This is a genomic window from Bradyrhizobium sp. 1 (assembly GCF_023073315.1).
Lineage (GTDB): Bacteria > Pseudomonadota > Alphaproteobacteria > Rhizobiales > Xanthobacteraceae > Bradyrhizobium.
Genome location: NZ_JADPJH010000014.1, coordinates 435803 through 452679 on the forward strand (window position 1 = coordinate 435803; position 16877 = coordinate 452679).

Sequence of the window (16877 nt, forward strand, 5' to 3'; positions counted from 1 at the left end):
GCGCTGACATCACACACCGCACGACTGAACCAATCTGAAGAACTCTGGATGCGAACGCGCAGTTACTTCTTTTCCATCACGCATTGCAGCGGATGCTGGTGCTTGCGGGCGAAGTCCATCACCTGCGTCACTTTGGTCTCGGCAATCTCGTAGGTGAATACGCCGCACTCGCCGATACCGTGATGGTGGACGTGCAGCATGATCTTGGTGGCCGCCTCGGCGTCCTTCTGGAAGAATTTCTCCAGCACGTGCACGACGAATTCCATCGGCGTGTAGTCGTCGTTCAGGATCAGCACGCGATACAGGTTCGGCCGCTTGGTCTTCGGCTTGACCTTCGTAATGACGGAGGTGTTCGGACCCGTCGGGCCGCCGGAACGGTTCTCGTCATTGCTCATACGGGGAGCGGAAACGGCGGCCGAGGACAGGTCGGTTATGGAAGTCAGTTGCGGCATGGCTCAGGCGTTCAAATTCCCCATGGAAGCGAATAACGGTCCGCCGCGCGGCCCCCTGGTCCGGAGCCTCGCACAGGCGCGCCGCCTTGTTGGATCGCCGCTTCCGACCGGTCCGGTCCAAGCCGGATCGTTCGTCAGCAATATGGGCCTGCCCCCGGCTCGCCGCAAGCGTGCAACGGCTTGTTGGCAAAGGCTTGTCAGTCAAGGCCTGGCCTTATGCGGCCTGATTCCCGGTCCGGGCGATCTGGGCCAAGGTTAATCAATCCGGACCGATTTGACAAAAATTTCCACGTCAAATGTTTAGAACGTGTTGACCAGGAACCTGACATCAGCGTGACCGCAGCGGGATATCTCCGGGTTTCTACGGCCTGATTTACCTGCCGTTGAAGAGTATGGCGCGAAATCGGGCAAACCACAGATTTCGGGGATTGCCATGTTTCGCCTGCCCGTTGTCAGCCGCATTGGTCGACAGCTCGCCCGCTTTGCCGGTGCCGAGCAAGGCAATATCGCCGTGATATTCGCCATCGTGCTGGTCCCGGTGCTCGGCTTCATCGGTGCCGCGGTGGATTATAGCCGCGCCGTCCATGCGCGCAGTTCGCTGCAGACCGCGCTCGATTCGGCCGCGCTGATGGTCTCCAAGGATCTGACCAACGGCACCATCACGGAAACCGATATCGAGACCAAGACGAAATCCTATTTCACCGGCCTTTACACCGGCCGCACCGGCACGGTGTCGACCGGCGACATCCACGCTACCTACACCCCCAAGAATGCCAGCGGGATCTCGAATATCGTAGTCACCGGGTCGGGCATCATGCAGACCGATTTTATGCAGATTGCGGGCTACCCCACGCTTCCGTTCAATGCGACTTCGACCGCGGCATGGGGAAACACCCGCATGCGCGTGGCGATGATCCTGGATAACACGGGATCGATGGCCCAGAACGGCAAGATGACCGCCATGCAGTCTGCGGCCAAGGACATGATCGACACGCTGTCGGGCTACAACAAGCAGACTGGCGACGTTTACATCTCGATCGTTCCGTTCTCGAAGGACGTCAACGTCGACACTGCCAATGTCGGTGCATCGTGGATCAATTGGACCGAGTGGGAGGCCGAGCCTCCGTTCCTCGTCAACAACAAATCCAACAGCTTCAACTCGGCCGTCGCCGGATCGAGCTGCCCGTTCACGAACAACAGCCATGGCTTTACCTGCATGGACCGGCCCGCGACGTTGAGCGGCGCCAACAGCGTCAACAACATACCGTCGAGCGGCACCTATAGCGGGTACATCTGCCCCAGCATTGACAGCGGCAACAAACTCGCCGGCAAGTCCGGCATCTACTACAATGGTTGCTACACGACCGTCACAGGCTCAAGCGCAAGCTGCGGATCGAACACGAGTTGCACCTGCACGGGCACCGGCTCAAGCAAGATTTGTCATCTCTGGCGCGGCGACGGCACGGCAGCAACGGCCGCAGCAGCCCCCGGGCACAGCACCTGGACCGGCTGCGTCAACGATCGCGATCAGAATTACGACACCCTGAACACTGCTCCGGGCTCGGGCAGCTCAGCCCCTTCGACGCAGTTCTATGCTGAGCAGTGGTCCGGCTGCCTTCCGGCCACGGTGTTTCCGATGAGCAATCAGTGGCAGACGCTCAAGGACCAGATCACGGCGATGTCTCCGAGCGGCAATACCAACCAGGCCGTGGGCCTCGCGTGGGGATGGCAATCCCTCAGCACGACCAACGGGCCGATCGCGGCGCCGGCCAAGGCCAGCAACTACATCTACAAGGACTACGTTGTGCTGCTGTCCGACGGTTTGAATACCCAGAACCGCTGGAGCACGAGCCAGTCGAGCATCGATGCCCGCCAGGAAATCCTCTGCGCGAACGTCAAGGGCGACACGACAAACCCGGTCACGATTTTCACGATCCAGGTCAACATCAACAACAGGGACGCGAAATCGCAGGTGCTCCAGGACTGCGCGACCAATGGCAATTTCCAGATGATCACGAAGTCGTCCGACACGTCCGACGCGTTCAAGAACATCCTCACGCAGATCTCCAAGCTGCGCGTCGCGAAATAATCCGAACCTGTTCTCGCCAACAAAAAAAGCCCGGCTGAACCAGCCGGGCTTTTCGATTCCAGGACTTCCAGAAAAATTAGTTGGCGGCCGGGGTGAACTTCGAAACGATGGTCTCGACCGGCTTGAACGCCTGCTTGGCGAGGTCGCTGTAGAGGCCGGCGATCTTCTGCGATTCCGCAACGAAGGTCTCGTAGGCGGAACGAGCGAACTCGGTCTGCGCTTCCATCGCCTTGTCCATCGACTTCACGCCGGAAAGCTTCTCGACGAAGGACTTGGTGTCTTCGAACGACTTCTTGGTGTAGTCGCCATAGGCGCTGGCGATCGCCTGGAGGCCATGCTGCATCGTGGTCGCGGAAGCGACGTACGTCTCGAAGTGCTCTTTCCCGTAGCTCTGAATGTCTTCAACCTTGAACATTTCGGAATCCCTTTTCCCTAGCTCGCGTCCGGAAGCCCCGGCTCCCTGACTCTGCCCACAATTAGTGCAACGCACAAAAAAGTCAAGAATCTTGTGCGCCGCACAAAATCAGATCCAAATCGCTGAGATTCCCGGAGTTTCCCGCAATGGTTCCTTAAGCTTTTGGAAACCGCGGCCCCCTACTTTGATTCTCTGGACGTGTTCAGCTTCCGCAATCGGCCAAAAGCCGTTTGAGAACATCACCTTAGCCAGAATAGCGGCTCAGGCCCAACGTCCCCCGCGGCGAACACCAGCGGAGGGACAGCCTGAGCAGGTAATGATCACGGGTCCAGTGGGCACAATTTCGCCTCACGAGCCGGTGATCAAGTCAGAAACGGGGACGGGGTTCCATGCTTCGTAAAAACTTGGCTTCCTCGCGCTTGGCGCGGGTTGGCGTTTTCGGGCTTCTTACGATCACCACCGCAGTCATCTTCACCACAGATGCTGCCGAGGCGCGGCGCCATCGGTCTCGTCACACCGCGCACCATCGGGTGCAGCGCGATGTGTCCGAGAGCTCCAGCCCCAAATTCGCGTCGATCATCGTCGACGGCAATTCCGGCACGGTGCTTCAGTCGAACAGCCCGGACGGGATCCGTCATCCCGCCTCGCTCACCAAGATCATGACGCTCTATCTGCTGTTCGAGCGTCTGGAGTCCGGCAAGATGAAGCTCGACACCGAGATGCCGGTGTCCCAGCATGCCGCCGATCAGGATCCAACCAAGCTGAACCTGCGTGCCGGCCAGACCATTCGCGTCGAGGACGCGATCAAGGGTCTCGTCACCCGCTCGGCCAACGACGCCGCCGTGGTGATCGCCGAAGCGATCGGCGGCGACGAGGACGATTTTGCCACGATGATGACGCGCAAGGCGCGCTCGCTCGGCATGTCCAGGACGGTCTACCGCAACGCCAACGGCCTTCCCAACGACGAGCAGGTCACGACCGCGCGCGACCAGGCCACGCTCGGCCGCGCCATCCAGGAGCGCTTCCCGCGCTATTATCGCTATTTCGCGACCTCGACGTTCAACTGGCGCGGCCAGTCGATCCGCAACCACAATCACTTGCTCGGCAGCGTCGAGGGCGTGGACGGCATCAAGACCGGCTACACCCGCGCCTCCGGCTTCAATCTCGTGACCTCGATGCGCCGCGGCAACCGCCATTTGATCGGCGTGGTGCTGGGCGGCCGCAGCGGCGGCTCGCGCGACGCCATCATGCGCAACCTGCTCGCGGAGAACCTCGAGAAGGGCGCGACCACCCACACCGTCGCCGCGGTCACCGAGCGCAACGGCGCTGACGCCAATACCGACGTCACCGATGCATCGGAGACCCCCGCCCGCGCCGCGCCGCAGGTTCAGGCCGCGGCCGCCCCTGAAGCCGCCCCGTCGCGTCTTGCTTCGCGCCTGTCCGCCCTCGCCGCTGCGACTGCCGCGATGCCGCCGGCTCAGGCCAAGCCTGAAGTTCGGCCGACTGAATCCAAGATCGAGCCGGCGCCGCTCACCAGTGGCGTGATCTCGAGCCAGCCGCTCTCCATCATCCCCGGCTCGTCCGAGCCGATGAAGCCGGTCCGGGTCAAGACCGTTCAGGTCAAGGCCGGCACCGTCAAGGTCGCCTCCGCCGCCCCCGCTCAGGTCGGACCGCAGGTCACGAACACGATTGCCCCTCGCTCCGACGTGGCGGAAACCTCCGGCGCCGTCGTCGCCCGGGCCGATCTCATCAACAAGCCCGAAATGATGAGCCAGCCGGAAGCGCCGAAGGCCGAGATCGCCCGCGCCGAAATGCCCCGTCAGCCGGCGGGCTTTGGCACCGGCAACGGCATCCTGGGCGTGCTGCCGGCTGCGACCGCCGCCGCGCCCGCCCCGGCAGCCGCAAAGCTCGCCTCCGCCGATCCGGCGCCGCAGACGATCCAGATGAGCGCCACCACCAGGCCGGTCGTCACCCACAGCGGCTGGATCGTCCAGGTCGGCGCGCTCGAGAGCGAGAACGAAGCCCAGCAGCGCATCGATGCCGCGCGCAGCTCGGCCCGCGGCCTGCTCAGCAAGGCCGACCCGTTCACCGAGCCTGTTGTCGCCAAGGACAATCGCAAGCTCTACCGCGCCCGTTTCGCCGGGCTCGAGCGCGACCAGGCCGAAGCCGTCTGCCGCGCCCTGAAGCGCGCCGACATCTCCTGCATCACCGTCCGCAACTGATTTACCGGACCGCCCAATCAAAATGCCCGCGCCTTGCGCGGGCATTTTTGTTTCGAGGCATGATCCGGCAAAGTGCGAAGCGGTTTTCCGAAAAGATCATGCCCAAACAACAACCTAACGCGCGATGATCTCGTCGCGCTTTAGGGACCCAGGTCGCGCAAAGTCGGTTCCGCGACAACCTCTCGTCAACGATTTACGGTTAAATTTTTACTCAACAGATCGACCACGCCGACAAGGCGGGCATCGGGGCGACGGCAGACAGAGCAAGCGGAGCTGACGCGGGATTAGCGTTTGTAGCGTGATGCCGGAGTTAGCCGTTATGCGTACGAAGCAGAGTATCCTTGGCCTCGTTCACACGGGCAGCGAGATACGTCGAGCCCCCCTGGTCGGGATGGAGTTTCTTCATCAGGGACTTGTGAGCCCTGCTGATGTCGTCGCGCCCCGCGCCCGGCTGCAAGCCAAGGATCTGATAGGCCTCCTCCGTCGTCATTTTACCGCTCGCCGTCGTGCGGCGCTGCCGCCCTGCCGCGTCGCCCTGCGCGTTCTGACGCCAGGCGGGAAACCGGCGGTCCAGATAGCTTTCAAGTAAGGCCACGCTCTCGGCGTCGAACGCCGGGGCCATCGCCAGCAGGCCCGCGAGGTCAAACTCGTCGAGCTCGCGTCCGGCATAAGGCCCGGCGACGATCTGGCCTTTGAGCTGGCCGGAATCGTGGTCGAGCCGCATGTCCAGGAATTGCGAGCGCACGCGTGAGGCCTGACCGGTCGGGCGCGTCGCGCCGCCGCCGAACAGCCCGCCGATATTGCCGAAGCCGGCGTTCGCCAATGGCGTCCAGCCGAGCAAGCCGGCGCCAAAAATTCCGAGCGGGATCGCAACCGCCAGCTCACCCCGCAAGCCCGTGAAGGCCGCGACCGCGAGCGCGACCACGCCGCCGCCAAATTTGATGGTGCGCGCCAGCACCGCCGGATTGGCGGAGCGGAACATCTGGAGCAGCAGATAAAGCGTGATAATTGCGATGGCGCCGGCGATCAGGGTCATGGCCGGAATATAGTCGTCCTCTTGTCAAAAAGCATGGCGTCCTTCGCCCGCGTCCACGATTGAAGGGTGACACGGGAAATTCGTTTGCCGATAAGCGCCCTGCCCGGTCATTCCGGCACGGCTGGCCGCGTGGGGGTGAGCATTTTGGGGAAGAGCATGAGCAACGGGTTCAAGCCGCCGATCGTGCCGGCCGCCTTCTTCGGCATCGTGCTCGGCCTCGCAGGCCTCGGCAATGCCTGGCGCGTCGCGCATCAGGTCTGGCATCTGCCGGCGATCGTCGGCGAGATCCTGCTCGGCCTCGCTTCCATCGTCTGGGCTCTGCTGCTGGTTCTCTTCATCCTGCGCTGGATTTTTGCGCGCGCGGAATCGCTCGGCGAAGCTCATCATCCCGTGCAGTGCTGCTTCATCGGTCTTGCCGGCGTCTCCACCATGCTGATCGCAATCGCCGCGGAGCCCTATTCGCATCTTGCCGCAATCATCTTGTTCGGCGTGGGCGCCGCGTTCACACTGGGCTTCGCACTGTGGCGAACGGGATTGCTATGGCGCGGCAACCGCGACCACACCGCAACCACGCCGGTCCTGTATCTGCCGACCGTGGCCGGCGGCTTCGTCACGGCTGCGGTGTCCTCGGCGCTCGGCTACCCCGATTGGGGGCAACTCGCTTTCGGCGTCGCGCTGTTCTCCTGGCTCGCGATCGAATCCGTGCTGCTGCACCGGCTCTACATCGCTGCCACGCTACCAGTCGCGCTGCGGCCGACGCTCGGCATCCAGCTCGCACCGCCCGCGGTCGGCGCCGTCGCATGGCTCGCGGTCAACGGCGGCGTGCCGGACATGGCTGCGCATATCCTGGTGGGCTACGGGCTGATGATGGCACTGCTGCTGCTTCGGCTGCTGCCGTGGATCATGGAGCAGCCGTTCTCGGTGTCCTATTGGGGTTTTACTTTCGGCGCGACGGCACTTGCAATCGCGCCGATCCGTATGGCCGGACACGGCGACACCGGTGCGATCGCACTCCTTGCGCCCTGCCTGTTTGCCGCCGCAAACATCGTGGTCGGACTGATCGCGCTCGGCACGCTGCGCCTGATGCTGCAGGGACGCCTGTTGCCGCCGCCGGTCACAGCGGTGCCGCCAACGCAAGCCGCACCAGCCTGAGCGCTACTTCATCTGGCCGATCAGCTTGGCCGCGCTGCCGGCGCTCTTCGCCAATTTCAACAGCGCCTCGCGGCCGCCGGCGGCGTAGACCGCGACAGCGCGCAGCAGCTCACGCAACTGCGCCGCCGCACCGGGATCGAACCGGCACCAGGCCCCGCCGGTCAGCCGCGCAATCTCGCGGAAGGCCCTTTCGGCCACCGCGTCGTCGCCTTCCTGAAACAGGAAGACGGGTACCTTGAGCATGCCGAGCTCGCCGGCCTTGGCGCAGAGCTCGTCGACCTTCTCTTCCATGGCATCGCCGACGAAGACGACCGCCCGCACACCGGATGCGACCGCCTCGCGCCGCGCCTCGCTCAGGACCTTGCCGATCTGGGTGTCGCCGCCGCGGCAATCGATCTTGCTCATCAGCGTCGCGAGCCTCGCGCTATCGGAAATCCAGCCCGTGGAGCGACACTCGTTGTAGCCGCGATAGTAGACGAGCCGGATGTCGAGACTGCCGAGCGCTGCGGTCTCGCGAAACATGTCCGCCTGGAGCGCGCAGGCCATGTCCCAGGTCGGCTGTCGGCTCATCGTCGCATCCAGCGCGAAGATCAGCCGCCCCTTGGCGCCGGGCGCGTGCGGTGACAGCGCCCGCGCCTTGGCGACGAAGGCGGCGATATCCTCCGAGGTGCTGGCTTTCGGCAGCGCACCGCCGGCTTCGGTCGAGACGGCATCACGGTCACGCGGTTTGACGGGTTCGCCGGGCATCCCTGCTCACCTCTTGCACGAGCAGCTAATGTGGATAGCGCATGCCGCCCGGTCAATGTGCAAAGCCTCCCCGGGCGGCTGCCGACGGAGGCTTTGGAAGTCGTGCTGACGATCAGAGCGGTGTCAGCTCTTGTTGCTGTCAGCTTTTGGCGGGCGCCATCAGAGCAACCGGACCGGGCTCCAGGATCTTGGGCGGGGCCGAGCGGGTGTCGACCGGTGCGATCGCGCTGTCGGTATCGCTCAGGAACTTGTCGAGCATGCCCTGGATCGAGTTCTTCGCGTTATCCGGACCGGTGTCGCGCATGTCGTTGTGCTGGAATTCGGTCTTCACGACCTGAATGCCGGCCTTCTCGCATTCCTCGTCGGTCGGGATCACGCCCGCATCGGTCTTGAACTGCGGATCTTGCGAACGGAACGACAGGATCTTGAACTTGCCAGCGGTGACGAAGGGCACGCGCAGATTGTCGAGCGTGACGACCTTCTTGACTTCATCCGGATATTGCTTGGCGAAATACATCGTGATGTCGCCGCCCATGGAGTGGCCGACCATCGTCACCCTGTCGTAGTCGGCGTTGGGCTGAACCTTCTTCATCTCCTGCATGGCGAGATGGATATTGGCGACGCCGCGCAGAATCTGCGGCAGGCGGCCGACGTAGATCTCGCCGGGCTTGGTCACCATCGGAGGATCGGTCGGCAAATCATGCTGGGGGCTCACGACGAGGTAGCCGCGCGCAGCGAAGATGTTGGCGAGGAAGCCGTACTCGGTGTTCTTGACTGTGTTGCCGTGATTGATCACGGCGACCGGCATCGTGATCATGCCGGCATTGGCCTGCATTTCCTTGTCGCGACGGATCGCGATATCGACAGGCACGGGACGGTTGTCGCGCGAAGCGTCGTAGAAGGTGATGGTCTCGTGCTTGATCGCCCACTTGCTCGCCGTAAAATAGGCGACGCCGCAGAGAGCACTGACCGAAACCAGAACGGCAATTCCACGCTTCATTTTCGTCCTCAGCCTCAGGCTCTTTCGGCCTGAATCCCTGTTGAAAATCGTGTTCTTCCGGGGCTCTTCGGCCCCTGGTCGCCTATTCCCTAATATATGTCACAGGGGCGTGACAGGAAGGCTAAATATTGTGAACCGGCCGCCCTTTCATTGTGCGGCGCACACGTTTCTTGGGCACCCCGTTCTCATACCGCTACGCCAGGATGCAGGTTACCATCCGACGCAACCGGTCTCGATTGGGTTCATTTTCGCGGTAAACGCTGGGTGAAAACGGTCGGGCGCGCGCTCTGTTCCCGCGGGAACCGGCGGCTTTGAGCAGCTGGAAGTAGCGATATACCGCTGGCTCAGGCGCCGAGGATGTCGTGGACCTCGAGCGGCTTGTCGACTTGGCTGAACCATTCGGCGCGATTTGCCGCACGGCGGCGGCCGCGCTCGTCGAGCGGCAGCTTGAGCTGGCGGAGCAGGCTCGTCACCTCCTCGCGCGCGGTCAGGTGGCCGAGATTGGGCCGCATGCCGAGCGTGGCCTCGTCGATCTCGTCGAGCGCGGTCAGTCCGCGCGGGAAGAATTCGCGATAGACCACGCGCTCGGCGAAGCCGTCGACATAGCGGAAGCCGAGCCGCAGCGACAAATCCTTCAGGCTGTCGGCAACGAGCTGCTTGTTGCGGGAGCCGAGCATCGACAGGCGGTTGCGCACCACGATCCAGTCGGTCGAGGAGCCGTCGAGCTGGCGGCGCTTGCGCCTGACATCCCGCACCATCTCGGCGTAATGACTCTCGCCCGTCACCGCGTAGTTGGTGGGATCGACGGTGCCGAGCACGTCGAAGTCGAGGAAGCTGTCGTTGATCGGGGTGACGAGCGTGTCGGCCATCGAATGCGCAAGGCGCATCAGATAGCTGTCGGTGCCGGGCGTGTCGATGACGATGAAGTCGAAGCTGCTCTCGACCGCCGAGACCGCTTCCATGAACTGAAGGAACTCGGAATTCTCGTTCTCGGCGACCTGCATGGTCTCGCCGAGCTTGATGCAGCGATGCAGCGGCAGTTCGAGGCCGAGCCCCGTGCGGCGGGCCCAGGCGGATCGGTTGTTGATGTAGTGGGTAAAGCTCTGCTGGCGGCAGTCGAGGTCGATGGTGGCGACGCGCTGGCCGGCCTTCAGGAGCGCGACCGCGATGTGCAGGGCGGTGGTCGATTTGCCGGAGCCGCCCTTCTCGTTGCCGAGCACGACCACATGCGCCGAGCCGGATTGGCCTTGGCTAGCCTGCACAAGCATAGTGATCCTCAAAACCCCTGACGAATATCTTCGAGATGGCCGCGTCTGCGGTCAAGTTAAATGCGTGACAGTAAATGCAATTCGCACTGCGCCGTTCTTCATCATGAATCGCGGCACATGCTGCCGTCTGTGATCCAGCCCACAATGTCGCAACATCATGCGCGGCTTCGGGCGGGATGCTGTGCCGCATCCGGATGCATGGCGTCCACGAGCGCCGCTTGTTAAGGTTAGCCCTGCGGGCGCCGGGACGCGCCGCTTCAAATCCCCAACGCTGTCGAGTCCTGATGTCACGAAGCCCCTTGATCGCCCGCACGGTCCCCACCCTGCGACGCGCCGTCGACAATCTTCGCAAGCGAAAGGCCACGATCGCGCTGGTCCCGACCATGGGGGCGCTCCATGACGGGCATGTGTCGCTGGTGCGCCTGGCCAAGCGGCGCGCCAACCGCGTCGTGGTGTCGATCTTCGTCAACCCGACCCAGTTCGCTCCGACCGAGGACTTTGGTGCCTATCCGCGCACGTGGAAGTCCGACATCGCCAAGCTTGCGGCCGAGAACGTCGAGATCGTCTGGCACCCCGGCGTCGAGGCGATGTACCCGGAGGGCTTTGCGACCCGCATCGTGCCGGAGGGCCCGGCCTTGGCCGGCCTCGAGGACCGCTTCCGGCCGCACTTCTTCGGCGGCGTCGCCACCGTCGTCGGCAAGCTGTTCACGCAATGCCGGCCGGACTTTGCGATCTTCGGCGAGAAGGACTTTCAGCAATTGCGGGTGGTCTCGCAGATGGCGCGGGATCTCGATCTCGGCGTGAAAGTCATAGGCTCCCGCACGGTGCGCGAGCGCGACGGGCTCGCGATGTCCTCGCGCAACGTCTACCTCTCACCCGAGGAGCGGCAGACCGCAACCGTCCTCTACCGCGCCATGAAGGACAGCGCCCGCCGCATCCGTGCCGGCGAAGCGATCGCGCCCGCGATGGCGCGCGGCGCCGAGAGCATCACAGCGGCCGGCTTTGCGCTCGACTATTTCGAGGTCCGCCGTGCCGAGACGCTGGCACAGGTCACCTCGCGCAAGGACGGCCCATTGCGCATCCTGGTCGCCGCCAAGCTCGGCAACACCAGGCTGATCGACAATATCGCGGTGTGAACGCCGAGGTTGATCTTGCGCGCTCCCTCGCGCGGATGGATGATCGGCGCGGGGAAACGAACCGGCCGGCAGAGCATGTCATTGATCTGCACGATAATCGTGAGCGGCGAAGCTGCCTGTCGTGATCCATAGCTGGGGTGTGTCCAACCTCAAGGTCGCGAGCAGCCTCGGCCGCATCCTGCGCGACCGCGGTCTCGACGCCACGGCTGGGACCACCGAGGTCGCAGCCTGTGCCGGGAAACCGGAGGCGGAATGCTTCACCTTGAAGCGCCCGGGCGGACCGCTTGATGCAAGATTGTCGGTGTCGGATCTGATTTGCGATTTCGCTTGCGTGCTCACGCTGGCAGGCGGAGTGCATCGCAGCCTGCCGCAGGGCGCGAAAGTGGTGCTTGGAGGTCGCGGCATCCGTAACCGGCTTGCACCCAACGTCTCGACCGAGCAGCGCGAGAGCCTGACGGAGTATTTTGGCGAACAACACCGGAAATATCTGAACGAGATGGGCATTGCGCCGGATCTCATCGACATCGTGGATCGCATCGGCGAAGGCGGGCGACCGGTCGTCATACCGCCGGCCGACTGGGCACGGCTGCACATCGTGACGCCTTCGCAGTAGCGGCTACAGCAATCCGAGATCGCGCAGCTCGCGGCGCATCGGCTCAGGCATCGCCGCGATCGAGCCGGCGGCGGATTTGCCGAGATCGAGCGGTACGGAATCGTCCGCGAGATAGCGCCAGCCCTGGAACGGGCGCATCGGCCGCGGCGACACCATGATCACCTTCGGCTGCATCACGATGCGGCAGCGCCCGATGCCGTCCTTGTCGCGGAACGGCTCGATGCCGATGATCTTTTCGCGCGCGGCGACCTCGCCCTTGATGACCCAATAGAGCGACCCGCCGGCGAGGATCTCGGCGTCGCGCTTGGGCGTCATGCGGGTGATGTGGATGTGATGTTGCGGCAGACCCTTCTTCTTGGCGGTCTGCATCCGTTCGGCCACCCACTCCTTCAATTCCTTGACGGAGTCGCAGCCGACGGCAAGCTTGATCAGATGGAGTGGCATGGCCCAGCATTAGCGGGCCAGCCACCCATTTGGAATGCCGATCTATTCGTTATCCGCAGCCGCGGGAGCCGAGGCCGGTGGCGGTGCGAGCGGAACCGGCGCGGCAGCCGGTGCACGTTTCGCGGCAGGCTGCTTCTTTGCTGCGGCCGGCGCTACCGCAGGAGCTGAGGCCTGCGCCGAGGTCGCGGCCGGCGCGCGCGGAGCGGCTGCGTTGGCAGAAGGCGCCGCCTGGCGCGTCGCTGCCGTGGGCGGCTCCGGATTCATGATGCTCACCGGCGGCGTCGACGAGGCACTCGGGAACTCGGCATTGGTCGGCTTGCCCGTCGGCATCGTGGGCGGCAGACCGGCAAGCGCTCCCGGCATCGGCATGGCCGCCGTCGCCGGCGCTGCTGCGGGCGCGTTCCAGCCCGGCGCGTAGCGCGCGACCAGCTGATCGTAGAGATGCGCATCCATGTTGGCGGCGACCTGCTGCTGATCGGTCAGCGAGCGGAAGGCGGCGCAATCGAACTGCGTGCAGCCGTCGCGGGCGACCAGCACCTGCGCGACGAGGCCGTAGCGATCGTGCTCCAGCGACTTGCGCAGCACCTTCATGTCGGGCGTCAGGCTTTTCTCGGCGGTCGCGGCGTCGCCGAGCGCGGTCAGCCGGTCGATCCTGGCAGCGGTGTAGACGATGGCGGCAGCCGCCGTGTCGGGCGCGCCGAACAGCACCTTTTCGCAGCCGATGGCGACGGCATCACCGGCGAGATCGTCGAGGCAGGACAGCGCCGGCAGGCTTGCGGTGACCGCAGCCTGCGCGCGCGCCTCGCTGGGCGCGATCTGCCCCGGCGGTCCATAGACGCGCACGGTGGCAGCGACCGCGATGGCAATCGCAAGCAGCGTGATGACGGTCAGCGCGCCGTTGGCGACCGATTTCTCGGCGCGCAGCAGCGTGATCAGCAGAATCAATCCGAAGAAGCCGGCAGCCGCCAGCGTCATCCACATCGGGAAGGCCGGCGAGCGCCAGATTTGGTCGAGCGACGAGGCCCATGCCCAGTTCATGCGCGGCGTCCCTTCACGCGAGCTGAGAGCGAATGGTCAAGCGAGCACCGTGAGTCGGAAACTGCCCCCGGCCCACCTTGTCGAGGTGAAGCGGGCCTTTTGACGGCGAGCGGATCTTTCACCCGCAACGTCAATGCGCAGTAGTCCGCGCGTCAGGATTGAGCGAGCTGGCTTTCCTTGGCGACCCGTTCGAAGGCTTCGGTCGAGCTCTTGATCCGGTACTGGCAATCGTCGCCGTCCGTCGGCAGCAGGCGGATGATTTCATACGAACCGCTGGCAGCCGGGCGCGCAACGTTGCTTGCCGTGAACAAGACGCGCGTTCCAATCGGGAATTTGTGCTTCAACACCCTCTCCATTACTCAAACAACGCCTGCCTCGCCGAATGTCCCACTGCGATGGCCGACCGGAAACCCAGCCGCTGTATAGCACGCATGCGACGTTTTTGGCCAGCCTCATGCGAGCATGGCAAACCTACAAATTTTTAAGTCTTTTCAGGACGATAACGGGAACAACGGACCACGGTAATACCGCTGGAACCGCCCCATCAGGCGGTATGCGGCAACTTGCCGTCGGGGCTCGCATGATCGACGGCTTTGGGCAGCTCCTGGGCCAGGATCTGGCCGAGCTGGTCGACCGGGATGTTGTAGCGCGCAGCGAGCTGGCGGACGGTGTCGTTGCCGAGCACGGCGCGAAGCTGGTCGGCCGAGATCGGCAGATTCTGGCCGTTGCCGAGCCAGGATTTGACCTGGTCGCCGAGGCCCGCCTGCTGGAGCTTTGCCACGATCGCGCTGAGGCCGCCCTGATTGTTGCTGCCGAGCACCTCGCTCAGCACGGCCGGCAGCACGGCGGCGCCGAGCTGTCCGAGTGCGCTGCGCAGCGCGGGGTTGTTTTCCAGCGAGTCCAGAATTCCCATGGCGTGCCCTCTCCTCAGCCGTCGTTGCGCCGTAATTGAGCGCCGCCATGCGGCGCATCGTCAAGCCGCGCTCAATCACTTTCGCGGGTTACGCGTCCTCGAACTTCGCGATGACGAGTGTTTCGGCAAGCCCCTCGCTAGTCCATTCCTGGAATGCCGGCAGCGCCATCATCGTCTCCATGTAGGCTTTCGTATCAGGCGCGACGTCGATCGCGTAGGTGCGCAAGCGGTGCACGACCGGCGCATACATGGCGTCCGCAGCGCCGAAGCGGCCGAACAGGAAAGGTCCACCATCGCCATAGCGCGCCCGGCACTCGCGCCAGATCTCCTCGATGCGCGCGACATTGGCTTTGGCATCCGCCGACAGCGCCACGGGGCGGACCGGCCGGTGCAGGTTCATGCCGCATTCGCTGCGCAGCGGCACGAAACCGGAATGCATCTCGGCGCAGACCGAACGGGCATGGGCGCGGGCCGCAGCCTCGTCGGGCCACAACTTCTTCTCCGGGTAGCACTCGGCGATGTATTCGATGATAGCGAGCGAATCCCACACAACGGTCTCGCCGTCGACCAGCACCGGCACCTTGCCGGCGCGGCTGAAGGACAGGATCTGTTCCTTGTCGGCGGGGTTGTCGGTGTAGAGCGGGATCAGGGTCTCCACGAACGGGATGTCGTTGGCGCGCAGCGCGAGCCAGGGCCGCATCGACCATGACGAATAGTTCTTGTTGCCGATGGCAAGTTTGAGAGCAGCCATGTCACTGGTCCTTCCGAAAGTCCGTCTGATGCGGCTGCTTTTAGCGCCATCACCTGCCACCAATCAATCGTTGCCGCCATGGGGCATGCGTGGCAATCGTTGCGATCCCTGAGGAGCAAGATATGAGCAGGCATTGGGTCGACATCACCGCCGTCGGCTTCTTCATCATCGAATGGCTGGTCTATGCCGTAACGCTCGAGCATTCGGCCTATGGCCGCGACAGCCTGTCGGCGCGGATGAACCGCTACCGCGAGGTCTGGGTCCGCCGCCTGCTCGACCGCGAGGCGCGCATGGTGGACATGCAGATCATGGCCTCGCTCCAGAACGGCACCGCCTTCTTCGCCTCCACCAGCCTGTTCGCGCTCGGGGGCGCGCTGGCGCTGCTGCACGCCACCAACGACGCGATCATGATCCTGAGCAAGCTGCCGATCGATCTCAGCACTTCGCCCGCGATGTGGGAGCTGAAATGCGTCGGCCTGGTGCTGATCTGCGTCTACGCCTTCTTCAAGTTCGCCTGGGCCTATCGCCTGTTCAACTATGTCGCGATCCTGTTCGGCGGCATGCCGCTCGCCTCCCAGCGCGACACACCGGAGGCCGAGGCCCACGTCATCCGCACCTCGCGCGTCTTCGAATCCGCCGGCCGCCACTTCAACCGCGGCCAGCGCGCTTTTTTCTTCGCGCTCGGCTATCTCGGCTGGTTCGTCAGCCCCTGGGTGCTGTTCGTGACCACGGCAGCCGTGGTGATCGTAACCTGGCGCCGGCAGTTCGCATCCAGCGCCTGGGCCGCGATGGCGCCGGAGGCGATGGCCGTGGATGAGGTCAAGCGCGGTCATTGATGTCTCGTGTCCCGGGCGCGCTGCAACGCTCTTAGCGTTGCTGCGCAGAACCGGGACCCAGATGGCGACACGGTCCAATGCAGCGACGTGGGCCCCGGCTCTGCAGCGCACCGTCAAAGGGACGCTGCGCCGCGTCCGGGGCACGAGAGCGGATTTCTTCGCGTTCATCTTCAACTCGGACACACCTTCGCGTCCTCGCGGCGCATTTCGCCCGAGCTTTGCTTCGTCGCTTCACCCTCTTGAGCCAAGAGGGCGCAGGGAAGGCCGGGTGCAGGCTGGCACCCGCGGTCCGCTGCGCGAAAAGCACACGCAGGAAAACCGCACAGCAGCATACAGGTGGTGCCAATCACTCGGCCTTCCCTGCGCGATGGTCGGACGGCTTATGCCGTGCTCTCCCGGGAGCCGAACTTTCCTTCTGGCCTCCCTCGCCCCGCGAATTGACGATGCTGTCCGCCCGGTTGGGCTCGCGCGCATCTCCGCGAAAGGCTTGACCGTAGCAACGACGGCCAGGACCACACGGTTTTGCCGTACGCAGCTCATCCGGCTTCGCCAAGAGGCTTCGCCGGACTTCGGCGCCGCTCGTCCGCACGTGGCCACGGGCTCACAGGGACTACCCGCCCTGCCCGCACCTCTCGCGCACGACGCTGCCGCGTCCACCGCAACCCGGCTCGCATATCGTGACGACGTACGATCGCCCCTCAAGGATGAGCCGGGATGGTCGACACATACGCTAAAACCGAATTTCGGTAAAGTGGAATATTTTTG

At 64.0% G+C, this 16877-nt stretch carries 17 protein-coding genes; 6 read left to right on the top strand and 11 right to left on the bottom strand.

Annotated elements, in window-relative coordinates; genetic code table 11:
- Window positions 1-62: 62 nt before the first annotated feature.
- Complete coding sequence (gene clpS / locus IVB29_RS10735) at window positions 63-395, bottom strand: ATP-dependent Clp protease adapter ClpS (RefSeq protein ID WP_247503533.1); 333 nt, start codon at window positions 393-395, stop codon at window positions 63-65.
- A 490-nt stretch (window positions 396-885) separates the two neighbouring features.
- On the opposite strand from clpS, the gene IVB29_RS10740 reads away from it, so the two are divergent.
- Window positions 886-2541, top strand: a complete 1656-nt coding sequence (locus IVB29_RS10740; RefSeq protein ID WP_247503353.1) for a TadE/TadG family type IV pilus assembly protein — start codon at window positions 886-888, stop codon at window positions 2539-2541.
- A 76-nt stretch (window positions 2542-2617) separates the two neighbouring features.
- Here the strand turns inward: IVB29_RS10740 and IVB29_RS10745 are convergent, their stop codons facing one another.
- The gene (locus IVB29_RS10745) at window positions 2618-2956 is read right to left on the bottom strand and encodes a phasin family protein (RefSeq protein WP_247503354.1); all 339 of its coding nucleotides are present in this window, start codon (window positions 2954-2956) and stop codon (window positions 2618-2620) included.
- Between the two features lie 389 nt (window positions 2957-3345).
- Between IVB29_RS10745 and IVB29_RS10750 the strand changes: the two genes are divergently transcribed.
- A complete protein-coding gene (locus IVB29_RS10750; RefSeq protein WP_247503355.1) occupies window positions 3346-5178 on the top strand; it encodes a D-alanyl-D-alanine carboxypeptidase in 1833 nt (610 codons plus the stop codon).
- Between the two features lie 310 nt (window positions 5179-5488).
- Here IVB29_RS10750 and IVB29_RS10755 read toward each other — a convergent pair whose 3' ends face one another.
- On the bottom strand, window positions 5489-6214 hold the full coding sequence (locus IVB29_RS10755; RefSeq protein ID WP_247503356.1) for a DnaJ domain-containing protein: 726 nt from the start codon (window positions 6212-6214) through the stop codon (window positions 5489-5491).
- Between the two features lie 156 nt (window positions 6215-6370).
- Between IVB29_RS10755 and tehA the strand changes: the two genes are divergently transcribed.
- On the top strand, window positions 6371-7366 hold the full coding sequence (tehA, locus tag IVB29_RS10760; RefSeq protein WP_247503357.1) for a dicarboxylate transporter/tellurite-resistance protein TehA: 996 nt from the start codon (window positions 6371-6373) through the stop codon (window positions 7364-7366).
- A 3-nt stretch (window positions 7367-7369) separates the two neighbouring features.
- On the opposite strand, the gene IVB29_RS10765 is transcribed toward tehA, so the two are convergent.
- The 3 genes from IVB29_RS10765 to IVB29_RS10775 all read right to left on the bottom strand — a co-directional run bounded on the left by IVB29_RS10765 (window position 7370) and on the right by IVB29_RS10775 (window position 10381).
- Entirely contained in the window at window positions 7370-8113 is a 744-nt protein-coding gene (locus tag IVB29_RS10765) for a VWA domain-containing protein (RefSeq protein WP_247503358.1), read from the bottom strand.
- Window positions 8114-8252: 139 nt separating this feature from the next.
- The gene (locus IVB29_RS10770; protein WP_092030249.1) at window positions 8253-9113 is read right to left on the bottom strand and encodes an alpha/beta fold hydrolase; all 861 of its coding nucleotides are present in this window, start codon (window positions 9111-9113) and stop codon (window positions 8253-8255) included.
- A 344-nt stretch (window positions 9114-9457) separates the two neighbouring features.
- Complete coding sequence (locus tag IVB29_RS10775) at window positions 9458-10381, bottom strand: division plane positioning ATPase MipZ (protein WP_247503359.1); 924 nt, start codon at window positions 10379-10381, stop codon at window positions 9458-9460.
- Between the two features lie 284 nt (window positions 10382-10665).
- Between IVB29_RS10775 and panC the strand changes: the two genes are divergently transcribed.
- Together panC and IVB29_RS10785 are read left to right on the top strand one after the other, a co-directional pair.
- A complete protein-coding gene (panC, locus tag IVB29_RS10780; RefSeq protein WP_247503360.1) occupies window positions 10666-11517 on the top strand; it encodes a pantoate--beta-alanine ligase in 852 nt (283 codons plus the stop codon).
- Window positions 11518-11638: 121 nt separating this feature from the next.
- Window positions 11639-12130 carry a hypothetical protein gene (locus IVB29_RS10785; RefSeq protein WP_247503361.1) on the top strand — a complete coding sequence of 164 codons (492 nt, stop codon included), beginning with the start codon at window positions 11639-11641 and terminating at the stop codon, window positions 12128-12130.
- Window positions 12131-12133: 3 nt separating this feature from the next.
- Here the strand turns inward: IVB29_RS10785 and IVB29_RS10790 are convergent, their stop codons facing one another.
- The 5 genes from IVB29_RS10790 to IVB29_RS10810 all read right to left on the bottom strand — a co-directional run bounded on the left by IVB29_RS10790 (window position 12134) and on the right by IVB29_RS10810 (window position 15276).
- On the bottom strand, window positions 12134-12574 hold the full coding sequence (locus IVB29_RS10790) for a DUF1489 domain-containing protein (RefSeq protein ID WP_247503362.1): 441 nt from the start codon (window positions 12572-12574) through the stop codon (window positions 12134-12136).
- 42 nt (window positions 12575-12616) lie between these two features.
- On the bottom strand, window positions 12617-13612 hold the full coding sequence (locus tag IVB29_RS10795) for a hypothetical protein (protein WP_247503363.1): 996 nt from the start codon (window positions 13610-13612) through the stop codon (window positions 12617-12619).
- A gap of 152 nt (window positions 13613-13764) precedes the next feature.
- The gene (locus IVB29_RS10800; protein ID WP_084292202.1) at window positions 13765-13968 is read right to left on the bottom strand and encodes a hypothetical protein; all 204 of its coding nucleotides are present in this window, start codon (window positions 13966-13968) and stop codon (window positions 13765-13767) included.
- 188 nt (window positions 13969-14156) lie between these two features.
- Window positions 14157-14525 (bottom strand): YidB family protein, encoded by a 369-nt coding sequence (locus IVB29_RS10805; RefSeq protein ID WP_247503364.1) that lies wholly within the window; start codon window positions 14523-14525, stop codon window positions 14157-14159.
- A gap of 88 nt (window positions 14526-14613) precedes the next feature.
- Complete coding sequence (locus IVB29_RS10810) at window positions 14614-15276, bottom strand: glutathione S-transferase family protein (RefSeq protein WP_247503365.1); 663 nt, start codon at window positions 15274-15276, stop codon at window positions 14614-14616.
- Between the two features lie 122 nt (window positions 15277-15398).
- Here IVB29_RS10810 and IVB29_RS10815 point away from each other — a divergent pair, with 122 nt between their 5' ends.
- Window positions 15399-16112 carry a DUF599 domain-containing protein gene (locus tag IVB29_RS10815; protein WP_247503366.1) on the top strand — a complete coding sequence of 238 codons (714 nt, stop codon included), beginning with the start codon at window positions 15399-15401 and terminating at the stop codon, window positions 16110-16112.
- Window positions 16113-16877: the final 765 nt, after the last annotated feature.

Bases quoted from the DNA above. Each gene is read 5' to 3' on its own strand.
- clpS (WP_247503533.1), bottom strand. From the start codon at position 395: ATGAGCAATGACGAGAACCGTTCCGGCGGCCCGACGGGTCCGAACACC.
- IVB29_RS10740 (WP_247503353.1), top strand. From the start codon at position 886: ATGTTTCGCCTGCCCGTTGTCAGCCGCATTGGTCGACAGCTCGCCCGC.
- IVB29_RS10745 (WP_247503354.1), bottom strand. From the start codon at position 2,956: ATGTTCAAGGTTGAAGACATTCAGAGCTACGGGAAAGAGCACTTCGAG.
- IVB29_RS10750 (WP_247503355.1), top strand. From the start codon at position 3,346: ATGCTTCGTAAAAACTTGGCTTCCTCGCGCTTGGCGCGGGTTGGCGTT.
- IVB29_RS10755 (WP_247503356.1), bottom strand. From the start codon at position 6,214: ATGACCCTGATCGCCGGCGCCATCGCAATTATCACGCTTTATCTGCTG.
- tehA (WP_247503357.1), top strand. From the start codon at position 6,371: ATGAGCAACGGGTTCAAGCCGCCGATCGTGCCGGCCGCCTTCTTCGGC.
- IVB29_RS10765 (WP_247503358.1), bottom strand. From the start codon at position 8,113: ATGCCCGGCGAACCCGTCAAACCGCGTGACCGTGATGCCGTCTCGACC.
- IVB29_RS10770 (WP_092030249.1), bottom strand. From the start codon at position 9,113: ATGAAGCGTGGAATTGCCGTTCTGGTTTCGGTCAGTGCTCTCTGCGGC.
- IVB29_RS10775 (WP_247503359.1), bottom strand. From the start codon at position 10,381: ATGCTTGTGCAGGCTAGCCAAGGCCAATCCGGCTCGGCGCATGTGGTC.
- panC (WP_247503360.1), top strand. From the start codon at position 10,666: ATGTCACGAAGCCCCTTGATCGCCCGCACGGTCCCCACCCTGCGACGC.
- IVB29_RS10790 (WP_247503362.1), bottom strand. From the start codon at position 12,574: ATGCCACTCCATCTGATCAAGCTTGCCGTCGGCTGCGACTCCGTCAAG.
- IVB29_RS10795 (WP_247503363.1), bottom strand. From the start codon at position 13,612: ATGAACTGGGCATGGGCCTCGTCGCTCGACCAAATCTGGCGCTCGCCG.
- IVB29_RS10800 (WP_084292202.1), bottom strand. From the start codon at position 13,968: ATGGAGAGGGTGTTGAAGCACAAATTCCCGATTGGAACGCGCGTCTTG.
- IVB29_RS10805 (WP_247503364.1), bottom strand. From the start codon at position 14,525: ATGGGAATTCTGGACTCGCTGGAAAACAACCCCGCGCTGCGCAGCGCA.
- IVB29_RS10810 (WP_247503365.1), bottom strand. From the start codon at position 15,276: ATGGCTGCTCTCAAACTTGCCATCGGCAACAAGAACTATTCGTCATGG.
- IVB29_RS10815 (WP_247503366.1), top strand. From the start codon at position 15,399: ATGAGCAGGCATTGGGTCGACATCACCGCCGTCGGCTTCTTCATCATC.